Below are 11,096 nucleotides of genomic sequence, written 5' to 3'. Positions count from 1 at the left end.
GTTGACGCTCGCGATCGGTTACGAGGACAGGCGCAGGACGAAGCAAGGGCATCGAAAAAACCAGAGTAGATCACGAAGTTTGCATCTTACAACGCGCTCTTCAGAAACGGTATTAGGATTTTCATCCTGCGGTACTAGACTCGTATCACAGATTCCAACGAGCCACAAGAGGAGCACACGACCATGGCACTGATGACCCGTCTGGCGCGACTGGTGCGCGCCGATCTCAACGCGGTACTCGACCGGCTGGAGGCGCCCGAGCTGGTACTCGCCCAGTCGGTACGGGAGATGGAACAGGCGCTGGACCAGGGCCGCCAGGCACTGACCCGGCTGGATCGCGAACTGGCGCGGCTGGCGCTGCGCGAGACCGCGCTGGCGCAGGAGGAGGCGCGCACCGCGGACGCCCTGGCTGAAGGGCTCACCGAGGGGCGCGAGGCCCTAGCCCGGCCGCTGATCCGCCGCCGCCTGGAGACCGCCGGGAACCGGGTCCGGCTCCAGACCCGGCGCGCCGAGTTGACGCAGGAGCGCGGGCGACTGGCAGCACGCGTTGAGTCCCAAGCGGCCCGGCTCGACGAACTGCGCTCACGCGCGGCGCTCTATACACCGGACGCGCCGCCGTCGGCCGACGACGACCGCGGTCCGCTGGACCCTGCCTGGTCCGCCCCGGACACGGGGATCTCGGACGCGGAGGTGGAACTGGAACTGCTGCGGCTGCGCCGCCAGGGGGCCTCAACATGAACCGCCCGACCTTTCTGGAGGGTGTCCTGGTCGCACTGGTCGCCGCCGTCGGGGCCGAGGTGCTCGACACCGGGTTGCGCCTGGCCCTGTGGCCAGGTCCGGCCCTAAGACTCACGACGGCCGCGCTGGGGCTGGGCTACATCCTTTATCTGGTGAGCCGCAGCGACGAACGCGCCGGACGGGTGCTGCTGGTGCTCGCCTGGATGCCGGTAACCGGCACCGCACTCGCCCTGGTCCCCGGGGTCTGGTCCCAGGTCTTGGTGCAACTCGCCCTGGTGTGGCTGGCACGGGTCTGGTGCTTCCACGCCACCCCGAGCGCCGCCCTGCTCGACCTGGGCCTGGTCCTCGCCGGGGCCGCCACCGCAGTGTGGGCCGGCGTGCATAGCGGCAGTCTGTTCCTGGCCCTCTGGTGCCTGTTCCTGGTCCAGGCGCTGTTCGGCGCCATCCCGGCCCGGCCCGGGCACCGCACCGACCGCACCATGGCATCGGACATCCCGGCCGATCCCTTCGACCTGGCCTGCCGGGCGGCCGAAGGGGCACTACACCGCATCGAAGGCCGCCGCATCGAAGATCATCGCTGAAATCAAACCAAAGAGAGAATTTCCATGAACACCAAGCTCATCGGTCTCGGCCTGTTCGGACTCACCGCCGCCGCGGTGGCCTATTACCCCATGATGACCGCATCCGCACCGGCGCCCCTGCCGACCCAGACCCCGGGACAGGGGGTCGCGATCGCCGTCCCGCAACCCCCGGCCGGTCAACGTCCGGTGGTCGAGGCAGTCTTCGTGCTGGATACCACCGGCAGCATGGGCGGTCTGATCCAGACGGCCAAGGATAAGATCTGGTCGATCGCCTCGACCCTCGCCGCCGCCCAGCCCGCGCCGATCATCCGCATGGGCCTGGTCGCCTACCGCGACCGCGGGGATGACTATATCACCCGGGTGGTCGACCTCTCGGGCGACCTGGACAAGCTCCAGGCGGAGCTCTTCCAGCTCCAGGCGCAGGGCGGCGGTGACGGGCCCGAGAGTGTCAATCAGGCGCTGCATGAGGCCATTACCCGCATCGGCTGGAGCCAGGACCCGACGGCCTACCGGGTGGTCTTTCTGGTGGGCGACGCCCCGCCCCACATGGACTATGCCAACGATGTCCCCTACCGCCAGTCACTGGCGGAGGCGGGCCGCCGGGGCATCCGGGTCAACGCCATCCAGTGCGGGGCGCAGGCGGACACCCGCGGCGAGTGGCAACGCATCGCTCAACTCGGCAACGGTGCCTATCTCCAGGTCGGGCAGGCGGGCAGCGCGGTCGCCATCAGCACCCCATACGATGCCAAGCTCGCCAAGCTCTCCGCCGAGTTGGACGACACCCGTCTCTTCTACGGCAGCGCCGATGAGCGCGGCAAGCGCGAGGGCGAGGTCGCGAAGGCCAAGGTCGCCAAGGCCGCGGCGGCCCCGGCCGCGCTCGCCCGCCGCGCGGAGTTCGTCGCCTCCCCCAGCGGCGCGGCGAGCCTCAGCGCGGACCAGGAACTGGTGGACGCGGTGCAAAACGGCCGGGTCGACCTGGGCACGCTCCCGGCCGAATCCTTGCCGGCACCGCTGGCCAAGCTCCCTGAGTCCGAGCGGGCAGGATTCGTCGCCGCCACCGCCGCCCGGCGCGAGAACCTGCGCCAGGAGGCCCAAGCGCTCTCCGCCCAGCGGGCAGACTATCTCAAGGAACGGGTCGAGGCCGCCGGCGGGGCCAAGGACTCGCTCGACCACCAGCTCTGGAGCACGGTGCGCAAACAGGGCGCGGACGCGGGTCTGAGCTATGGTAAGGCGGGTCCGCGGTATTGATCCGCAACGCTGGGCGAGGCGCCGCCCACCCGCCAGAAGCCCGAACCCTACCCCCAAAAAAAGGTCCTATACTCACCGTCCGTCGCTATCTATACTCGGCTTGACATTTGTCAATTGGCTGCCGCGGGGCGCCCCCGTGGCAGCCAGGCCAAGCACACTCGATCTGTTCATCCTACGCGTCCGAGGTGAGCATCGTGCCGGAAAAGTCAGTCGTTTCATCCAACCCGATTTCCCTTGCCGGCAGCGATGGGAAACACCTCATGATTCCTTTGGGCGCCCTGTATTTCGACGCGACCGGTCAACTCAAGGCCGACCGCTGGCCCCTTTATGGGGACTACAAGGCCTTGGTGGACCCCTTCCTGCAACGGTTGCTCGCCGCCCAGGCGCTACAGCCGGGTCCCGTACCGACGGCCAAGCCCGCGCTCAATGTGACCGCGGTGACGAAGGGGGCCATGGGCATCTCAATCGAGCTTGAATTCTCCAACGTGGTGGCCATCCCCGCCGCGCCCCAGACAAGCACCCTGGATGCCAAGGTCACCGAAACGCAGACCTACACCGGCCTCACCCCAGACACACTGGCCACCACCCTCGGGGTCGTCGCCAACGGCGGTACCAGACCGGGCTTGGCGTTCCTCGTCCCCGGCGACGCACCCGCGCTCCCCAAGGCGGGCCAATATCCGCTTGCGGTCGGCGACGTGGGAACCGCGGCAACGGTGGATGTCACCAAAGACGGCGCCGTCGCCGCTACCGCCTTCACCCTTCAGGCGCGCAGCGCCGACCCCGCCGGGGCCGCCATCGAGGTCGAGGTCAAGAACGTCGACGCACTCACCCAGACGTTCGACTTGATCGTCTCTTGGACCGACAGCGTGGTCGCCAAGGCCGTCAACTCCATCGCGGCCGATTTCGCCTTGGTCGTCACCATCACGCCGCCCGACGACGGTTACCGTGCGCCGGCCCCGGGCAAGATCGCCCTCACCGGCGGCGCCGACGCACTGGCGTTCCCCGCACGGCCAGGCTCGACCACGGTCCTATCCAGCCACTAAACCCACCCGCTCCCCGTTGAGGAGAAATCGCCATGCCGGTCTCCGTCAGTTACCCGGGACTCTACATCGAAGAGCTTCCCTCCAGTGCCCGCAGCATCGCTGCCGCCCCCACCTCAATTGCGGTCTTCGTGGGCTATACCCACCCCTTCAAGACCAGCACCCCCGGACAGCCGGTCCGAATCTTCAGCTTTTCGGACTTCGAGCGGGAATTCGGCGGACTCTTCGTGAGCGCCAGCATCGACGCCTCGCTGCCACACGCCGTGAACCAATTTTTCCTGAACGGCGGCTCCGATGCCTATGTGGTCGGCCTGGTGCCCCGTTATCAGATCAACGACGGGACCAGCCAGGCCATCGCCGCGGCTACCGCGACCCTGGTGACGACAGGCGGCTCAGCGATGTTCACGGCCTTGGAGCCGACCGACCATCCGCAGTTCCAACCGGTCGTGACCCTGGGCAATGTGCGCGCAAGCAGCGCCGGGGGCGTCCTGGACACGGCCGACTTCACCATCGCCTATGGCACCCGGGTGGAGACCTATCGCGGGGTGCTGTTGAGCCAGGCCGCCTTGGACGCCGGCATCAACAGGAGCTCTTCACTGGTGCGGATCGCGCCCCCACCCGGCGGCGGTACGCTCGGCACGGCCTTCGCGTCGACCAGCATCCCCCCCTTGACCCTCACCTCGACGCTGCCGGCCAACCTCGTCGGCACCTTCAGCAGCCTGGATTTCACCGGGGTGTTTCAGGCCAACCAGCCGCTCGACAAGGTTGATATTTTCAATCTGCTGGTGACGCCTGGGATCAGCGACAACGGCGTACTGAGCGCGGCCCTGGCCTTCGCCGAACGCAAGCAGGCCTTCGCGATCATGGACCCGCCGCGCAACGCCGGCGCCGATTCCGCCGCGCCGCCGGTCATGGTCGAGCTGTTCAAGAGCGGCACGATTCCGCTCAGTACCAATGGGGCCATCTATTTCCCCTACCTGAAATCGACCAATCCGCTCACCGGGGACGCCATCGAATTGCCGCCCAGCGGCTTCGTGGCCGGCATCTATGCCCGCACCGACGCCCGCCGCGGGGTCTGGAAGGCACCGGCCGGGCTGGAGGCCGTAGTCAACAACACGACTGGCGTAGTGGCTTCAGGACGCATGAACGACCAGGCCCAGGGGGTCTACAACCTCGCGGGGGTGAACTGTCTGCGAACCTTTCCCGGGAGCGGCACCGTCGTCTTCGGCGCCCGCACCCTGGTGTCGGCCAATCCGTCCTTCCAGCAGAATCAGTACGTCCCGGTGCGGCGGATGACCCTGTTCATCGAGCAGACCCTGCTGCAGAATCTCCGTTGGGTGATCTTCGAGCCCAACGACGAGCCGCTGTGGCTGGCCATCCGCACCACGGTCGAAAACTTCATGCTGTCGCTGTTCAATCAGCACGCACTGCAAGGCACCAAACCAAGCGATGCCTTTCAGGTCAAGTGCGACCGCACGACGACCACCCAGGACGACATCAACCTCGGCCGGGTCAATATCGTCGTCGCCTTTGCCCCACTCAAACCGGCTGAGTTCGTCATCATCAAGATCGCCCATCTGGCCGGGCAGAGCCAGTAATCCCAACGCGCGCCGTTCAACGCCCCTGGAGACCGGATTATGGGTAAGCCGTTTACCGTCAACATCAACCGTTTCGACCCCTACAAGGCCTTCCGTTTCCACGTCTATTTCGGCACCTCGACCACCCCGGTGGCCGGTGTCAGCAAGGTCACCGGACTCAAGCGTTCATCCGACGTGATCGAATACAAACAGGGCGGCGACGCCATCACCCGCAAGGGCCTGGGCCGCACCAAGTACGAACCGGTCACCCTGGATCGCGGCCTGACCCACGACCCGGATTTCGAGGAATGGGCGAACGCCGCCCAGGTCCTCGACAAGGGTTCGCCCGCCACGTCGCTCAAGAACCTGCGGCGCCAGGTGCGCATCGAATTGCTCAATGAGGCCGGTCAGCCGGCCCACCGCTATATCTTGCACCGGTGCTGGGTCTCGGAATTCCAGGCCCTCCCCGACTTGGATGCTGGCGGGAACGCCATTGCCATCGAGCATATCAAGCTGGAAAACGAGGGCTGGGAGCACGACCTCTCCTTGGGCGAGCCGCAGGAGGCTTGAGCGCCATGACCGTGCGACTGCCGGTGAGCGCCGAGCAGGTGACGCTGCGCGAGCCTGGCGGGCGGGACGAACTCCTGCTGGCCGCCGGGTCCGGCGGCTTTGCCTTACGGCTCGAGGCCGTCCGTCGTCTGGCGCCGCCCCTCGACCCGGCAATTGACTGGGACCAATTGCCGCTGGCGGACCTGGACGCGGCGCTGCTCGCCGTGCGCCGTCGCCTCATCGGCGAGCGACTGATGGCCGAGGTCCGGTGCGCGGGGTGCGGCACCCTGGGCGATGTCGGCTTCACCGTCAGCGACTACCTCGCGGCCCATGCGCCCAACCCGCCACGGGGCCTGGAGCGGGATGACCAGGGCTGGTATGTGCTGGGACAAACGCGGTTGCGGATTCCGACCGTGGCCGCCTACCGCGCGGCAGCGCAGACGGCGCGCTCGATGGCTGACCTGGCGGCGCGCCTGGAAGATCACTGCATCGGTGGACTCACCGGCGCCGACCGGCGCCGCGCCCTGCGGACACTGGAGCGGGTGGCGCCGCTCTTGGGCGGGGAGATCGCCGGCCAGTGTCCCGCGTGCGAAGCCCCCGTGTACGCATGGTTCGAGCCGGGCGATTTCGTCTTGAGCGAACTACGCCAGCGCGCCGCGGGGCTCTACGAGGAGGTCCACCTCCTGGCCAGCGTCTATCACTGGTCCGAGCAGGCCATTCTCGCGCTACCCGCGAGCCGCCGCTCCCGGTATGCGCAATTGTCTGCGGCCCGTGGCGCCGCGCCCGGGATCGCGGCCTGAGCGGAGCCGATACCCATGCGCCCATCCTATTTTCAGCGACTCGCGGCGGGGCAATCCGGGGCGGGCGGCACCGGCGGCCGACCCTTGGTCCAGCCGCCGCGCGCGCTCTTCGGCCCCACCGCCTGGCCGGCGCGGGACGCGGGGCCTCAACCGGTGCCCGCAACGGCGGCCGCGCGGCGTCGCGCCACCGCGCCCGAGCGTGCGCCGTCGCACCCGAGCGGGCCGGTCACGCCGGACGCCCTCAATCTGCCGACCCGGTTCGCCACACCCGATCCCCTTGCGGTGTCGGCGCAGACGCCCGCCACCCCGGATCGGCCCCCTGGCCTGAGCGCAGCCGACCCGCCGACCGTGCCGACCCAGCCGTTGCCGCGACCGGTACCGTCGGCGCAGACCGGCAACGCCGCGGGTAACCGCCCCGCGGAGGCCGCCGACGCGGCCGCGATTGCAGCGCCGCCACCCTCCGCCCAGCCCGCACCGCCGGACCGCCAATCCGTCGTCGACGCCGCGGTCGTCGGGCCGGCTGTGCGCGCCACCCCCGGCCCGACACCCGGCCCCGCCCCCTGGCTATCCCCGGCGGTTGAGGCACTGCGACACGCCGCGGGCATCTCGCGGACATCGACGACCACGCAAGTGCAGCCCCAACTGGCGCCCCGACCGGACTCGGCCCCCCCGCCCCAGGAGCGGACGCGCGTCGCCGCGCCCGCCGACTCCGTCGCATCGCCATCCCCGCCCCGCGACCAGGGCGCCGAGCCACCGCGCCAGGGCGCACCGGCACCGGCTACCCAGACCCTGCCGGCCAAACCGCGATCCCACACACCGCTCTTGCAGCCGCCGCGAGCCCCCGCCATCAGCGCCCCCGCGGAGCACCCCGCACCGGCCCAGCCCCGCATCGAGATCGGCACGGTCGAGGTCCGTTTGCCGGCGCCGGCACCACGACCGGTTCGGGCCCCGGCCCCGCCGGCGGCGGGACCCCTGCCGCGCCGCGGCACCTATCCCTTCGGGCTGTCACAGGGATAAGGCATCATGATCGGCACCCTGGACCTGTCCGCCATCACCGACCGCCTGATCGACCTGCTCCAGGCCGCCATCGACAGTTCGCCGTTGTGGACGGGCAACGGCGGCAGTATCGACAAATTCGCCATCGCGCTGTCCGGCACCATGCCCGAAGGCGTCAGGAATCAGGGCAACTGTCAGTTGACGGTCTACCTGTTCCACCTCAACCCCGAGCCGCAGACCCGCAACCTCCCCGGCAATGGGGCGGCGGCGTCCAATACCTATCAGCCGCTCGGCCTCGCGCTCTATTTTCTGGTGTCGGCCTACGCCAAGGATCACCCGGAGCAGGAGCAGCAGGCGATGAGCATCGCCATCAAGGCCCTGCACGAACGTGCGACCTATGTCGATCCGGTCACCGGCTTGCGCTTTACCATCAGCCTGGAAGCGGAGAAGTCCGACGACGCCATCCGGCGCTGGCAATCGTTCTCGACCCCCTACCGCCTCTCCGCCGTGTACCGGGTCGGCGTGGTCTTCATGACCCCCAAGTCCAGCCCACCCGCGCCGGCCAGCCCGCCCCACCAGCTGGGACTGAACGTCGCGCCGACGGCCCTGCCCTTCGCGGCCGCCGGCGCCCTCAGCGGCACGGCGGCACGGGCCGATTTCAAGCCGCTGTCGGCCCAACCCGGCGACCCCATCGCCGTCGACCTGGCCCCGGCCATCGCCGCGCCCGGCGGCTCATTCGCACTCTTCGGCAGCCAGCTCGGACAGCCGGCGACCCAGCGCCTTTACCTGGTCGAGCCGGATGGGACCGAGCGCGAGGTCACGGCCTGGATGGCGCCGGACGCACTGAACACCGCGGCGCGGCTGACCGTCCAACTGCCCGTCGCCGTCGGTGTCCCACCCGCGGCCAGCCCCCCGCCGGGCGTCTACCTGCTGCGGGTGGGCAGCGCACTGGCCGCCGGCGATAGCGCCGATTACCGCTCCAATGCCGTGCCGATCACAATCTGTTCGGCGGTGGCCCCGGTCCCCCTGCCCTGGCAGCCCACCGCTGGCCTCTTTTCATTCAGCGGGGCCGGCTTCGTCGTCGGCACGACTGAACTGCTGCTGGACACCGTCGCACTGCACGCCGCCGCCCCCGGCAACCCGCCCGACCCAGGTGAATTCGCCGTCACCGGCGGTGGGACCGGGATCGATTGGCGCCCGCCCGCCGCCCTGCCTGCCGGTATCTATACCGTGCGCCTGCGCGTCAAGGGCATTGAGGGGCCGCCCGTCGGGACCGTCACCCTGCTATGAACGCACCAGCGACCCAGTTCCCGATGGTCGCCGAGCACCCGCTGGTGTCCTCGCTGCGCCTGCGTGCGATGCGTAGGGTCCTGTGGATGCGCCGACTCTGGGCGGCCGAACCCCCAGACGCCCATCCGGCTGCCATCCAGCACGAGGAGGTCGATCGCATCCTGACCGACCCGGCGGCCCTGGCGGCGGCCGAGGCCGCCTTCTACGAGGATGATCCGCAAGCCTGTCGCCTGGGCGAGGCACTCGCCACCGCAGCGAGGGCACTGGCGGCCGCCGGCGACTGGCAACGGCTCGGCCAGCGCCTGGAGTTGAGCGAGGCCGAGCGGCAGCTATTGGCCACCGCGCTCGCCCTGGCCCTGGAACCCCAACTCGGGCGGGTCTATGCCTATCTGCACGACCAACCGGAAATGGATTACGCCACGCCCTGGCTCGCGGCGGCCTTGCACGGACCCGGCGCCGCACCGGCGTCCCTGGGCTGGGGCAACCGGCTCGCCCGCTGGGGGCTGCTGGTCGCGCTGCCCAGCGCCCACGCCGGCTCCGAACTGCTCAACGGCTGGGGCGCGGACCCCGGCATCGCGAACTGGCTCGCCCATGGCGGCACCGCCGACCTGCCGCCGGGCGCTGAACTGATCGAGCCGGATGGCCCCCAATGGCCGGTGCTCTATCCGCAAACGCTCCAGTCGATGCGCGAATTCGCCACCACGCTCCAGGCGGCCGGCGCGGCGACGATCGAGATCGAACTCGCCGCCCCCCCGGGCAGCGGCCGCCGCACCCTGGCAGCCCAATTTGCCGCCGCGCGGCGGCAACCCCTGCTGATCGTGGGCGCGGCCGAACTGTTGGCCGAGGTCCCGGAGGCGGCGGTCGCCGCGCGCGTCCTGGCGGCGGCGCGGGCCGCCCGGCTGCGCGACGCTGCGATCTATTGGCACGACGAGGGCGATACGCATCCGGGCGCATTGGATCGCCTGCGGCCCCTGAACCAGCACTTGGTGGTCGGCCGCTCGGGACCGTCGCAGGAGGCCGTGCGCGACCAGGTGGCGTGGCGCAGCTACGAACTGCCGTCGCTGGACCTGGCCGCACGGCTCGCGCTGTGGGAGGCGCTCGGCGCCGGCGCGCCGCCGCCGCAGGTCCGCGAATGGCTGCTCACCCCGGCGGAGTTGGTCGCCATCCGCCGGGTCGCCGGGGCGGGCGCGACGGCCATCGCCCAGGCCTGTCGACGGCCCACCCAGAGCGCCGGCCTGCTGGCCCGCCTGCCCCTGCCCTTCAGCAAGGCGGACTTGATCTTGCCCGAGGGTGTGCAACGCCAGCTCGAGGACCTGGAACAACAGATCCGGCACCGCTGGGAAGTGTACGAGGAATGGGGTTTCGACCGGCTCTGTCCCAACGGGCGCGGCATCGTCGCGCTGTTCGCTGGCCCCAGCGGGACCGGCAAGACCATGGCGGCACAGGTCCTGGCGCGCGCGCTCGGACTCGAACTCTACCGACTCGATCCCGCCAATGTGGTGAACAAATACATCGGCGAGACCGAAAAGCGCCTCAAGCTCATCTTCGACGAATGCGACCGGGCCAATTTCCTGCTGCTGATCGACGAGTGCGAGGGCCTGTTCGGCCAGCGCTTCAGCTCCAAGGACGCCCATGACCGCTATGCCAATCTCGAGATCGACTACCTGCTGCAACGCCTCGAACGCTTCCAGGGCGTCGCCATTCTGGCCAGCAACCGCAAGAATGACCTGGACCCGGCCTTCCTGCGCCGTATCCGGGCGATCGTCGATTTCCTGCCGCCGGGACCGCCGGAGCGGGCCACCCTGTGGCGGGCCGCCTTCGACGCCGACCGCGCCTCCGGCCAACGCTGGCTGGACGGCATCGAGTGGGAGGCACTGACCGAGCGCCTCAACCTCACCGGGGCCGAGATCAATCTGGCGGCCCTGAACGCTGCCTTCCTGGCCCGCGCCCAGGGTGAGAAGATCGGCATGAAACAGATACTCACGGCGGTGCGCCGGGAGCTCGCCAAGAAGGGCCAAACCTTGCGGGGGTTCGAATGACACAGGCAACCGGCATCCATATCGGGCGTCTGGTGATCGACGGCCGCGAACTCACCGCCGAACAGGCGCGGGAGTTGGCGCAGCGCATCGCCATCGAGCTGGGACGGGATTGGCCGGTGGGCGCCCCGGGGGTGTCGCGCGTCAACCTCCAGGTGACCGCCGCGGCGACCGGCGACCTGGCGCTACCCGCGCTGGCCCGGACGGTGGCCCGGGCACTGCAACGCGAACTGCTCTAGGA

General features: G+C 69.5%; 11 protein-coding genes. All 11 read left to right on the top strand.

Going from position 1 to position 11,096, the window contains the following annotated elements:
• Positions 1 to 183: 183 nt before the first annotated feature.
• A complete protein-coding gene (locus QZX93_RS14720; protein ID WP_295387008.1) occupies positions 184 to 738 on the top strand; it encodes a PspA/IM30 family protein in 555 nt (184 codons plus the stop codon).
• Positions 735 to 1,319 carry a hypothetical protein gene (locus tag QZX93_RS14715; protein WP_295387005.1) on the top strand — a complete coding sequence of 195 codons (585 nt, stop codon included), beginning with the start codon at positions 735 to 737 and terminating at the stop codon, positions 1,317 to 1,319. The genes QZX93_RS14720 and QZX93_RS14715 overlap by 4 nt, the downstream gene beginning before the upstream one ends.
• A gap of 24 nt (positions 1,320 to 1,343) precedes the next feature.
• Positions 1,344 to 2,567 carry a vWA domain-containing protein gene (locus tag QZX93_RS14710; protein ID WP_295387002.1) on the top strand — a complete coding sequence of 408 codons (1,224 nt, stop codon included), beginning with the start codon at positions 1,344 to 1,346 and terminating at the stop codon, positions 2,565 to 2,567.
• Positions 2,568 to 2,827: 260 nt separating this feature from the next.
• Entirely contained in the window at positions 2,828 to 3,610 is a 783-nt protein-coding gene (locus QZX93_RS14705; RefSeq protein WP_295387000.1) for a hypothetical protein, read from the top strand.
• Positions 3,611 to 3,642: 32 nt separating this feature from the next.
• Positions 3,643 to 5,205 (top strand): phage tail sheath subtilisin-like domain-containing protein, encoded by a 1,563-nt coding sequence (locus QZX93_RS14700; RefSeq protein WP_295386997.1) that lies wholly within the window; start codon positions 3,643 to 3,645, stop codon positions 5,203 to 5,205.
• Positions 5,206 to 5,244: 39 nt separating this feature from the next.
• Positions 5,245 to 5,754, top strand: a complete 510-nt coding sequence (locus QZX93_RS14695) for a phage tail protein (protein ID WP_295386994.1) — start codon at positions 5,245 to 5,247, stop codon at positions 5,752 to 5,754.
• Between the two features lie 5 nt (positions 5,755 to 5,759).
• Positions 5,760 to 6,533, top strand: a complete 774-nt coding sequence (locus QZX93_RS14690; protein WP_295386991.1) for a hypothetical protein — start codon at positions 5,760 to 5,762, stop codon at positions 6,531 to 6,533.
• Between the two features lie 15 nt (positions 6,534 to 6,548).
• Complete coding sequence (locus QZX93_RS14685) at positions 6,549 to 7,550, top strand: hypothetical protein (protein WP_295386988.1); 1,002 nt, start codon at positions 6,549 to 6,551, stop codon at positions 7,548 to 7,550.
• Between the two features lie 6 nt (positions 7,551 to 7,556).
• Positions 7,557 to 8,819, top strand: coding sequence for a Pvc16 family protein (locus QZX93_RS14680; protein ID WP_295386984.1), 1,263 nt, complete (start codon positions 7,557 to 7,559; stop codon positions 8,817 to 8,819).
• On the top strand, positions 8,816 to 10,858 hold the full coding sequence (locus tag QZX93_RS14675) for an AAA family ATPase (RefSeq protein ID WP_295386981.1): 2,043 nt from the start codon (positions 8,816 to 8,818) through the stop codon (positions 10,856 to 10,858). The genes QZX93_RS14680 and QZX93_RS14675 overlap by 4 nt, the downstream gene beginning before the upstream one ends.
• Positions 10,855 to 11,094: a hypothetical protein gene (locus tag QZX93_RS14670; RefSeq protein ID WP_295386978.1), complete on the top strand. Its 240-nt coding sequence runs from the start codon at positions 10,855 to 10,857 to the stop codon at positions 11,092 to 11,094. Before QZX93_RS14675 ends, QZX93_RS14670 begins: the two co-directional genes overlap by 4 nt.
• Positions 11,095 to 11,096 lie beyond the last annotated feature (2 nt).

The organism is uncultured Thiodictyon sp. (assembly GCF_903946935.1).
Classification (GTDB): Bacteria; Pseudomonadota; Gammaproteobacteria; order Chromatiales; family Chromatiaceae; genus Thiodictyon.
This window is presented reverse-complemented; position numbering and strand designations above follow the sequence as displayed.

Bases quoted from the DNA above. Each gene is read 5' to 3' on its own strand.
- QZX93_RS14690 (WP_295386991.1), top strand. From the start codon at position 5,760: ATGACCGTGCGACTGCCGGTGAGCGCCGAGCAGGTGACGCTGCGCGAG.
- QZX93_RS14705 (WP_295387000.1), top strand. From the start codon at position 2,828: ATGATTCCTTTGGGCGCCCTGTATTTCGACGCGACCGGTCAACTCAAG.
- QZX93_RS14670 (WP_295386978.1), top strand. From the start codon at position 10,855: ATGACACAGGCAACCGGCATCCATATCGGGCGTCTGGTGATCGACGGC.
- QZX93_RS14675 (WP_295386981.1), top strand. From the start codon at position 8,816: ATGAACGCACCAGCGACCCAGTTCCCGATGGTCGCCGAGCACCCGCTG.
- QZX93_RS14715 (WP_295387005.1), top strand. From the start codon at position 735: ATGAACCGCCCGACCTTTCTGGAGGGTGTCCTGGTCGCACTGGTCGCC.
- QZX93_RS14680 (WP_295386984.1), top strand. From the start codon at position 7,557: ATGATCGGCACCCTGGACCTGTCCGCCATCACCGACCGCCTGATCGAC.
- QZX93_RS14700 (WP_295386997.1), top strand. From the start codon at position 3,643: ATGCCGGTCTCCGTCAGTTACCCGGGACTCTACATCGAAGAGCTTCCC.
- QZX93_RS14710 (WP_295387002.1), top strand. From the start codon at position 1,344: ATGAACACCAAGCTCATCGGTCTCGGCCTGTTCGGACTCACCGCCGCC.
- QZX93_RS14685 (WP_295386988.1), top strand. From the start codon at position 6,549: ATGCGCCCATCCTATTTTCAGCGACTCGCGGCGGGGCAATCCGGGGCG.
- QZX93_RS14720 (WP_295387008.1), top strand. From the start codon at position 184: ATGGCACTGATGACCCGTCTGGCGCGACTGGTGCGCGCCGATCTCAAC.
- QZX93_RS14695 (WP_295386994.1), top strand. From the start codon at position 5,245: ATGGGTAAGCCGTTTACCGTCAACATCAACCGTTTCGACCCCTACAAG.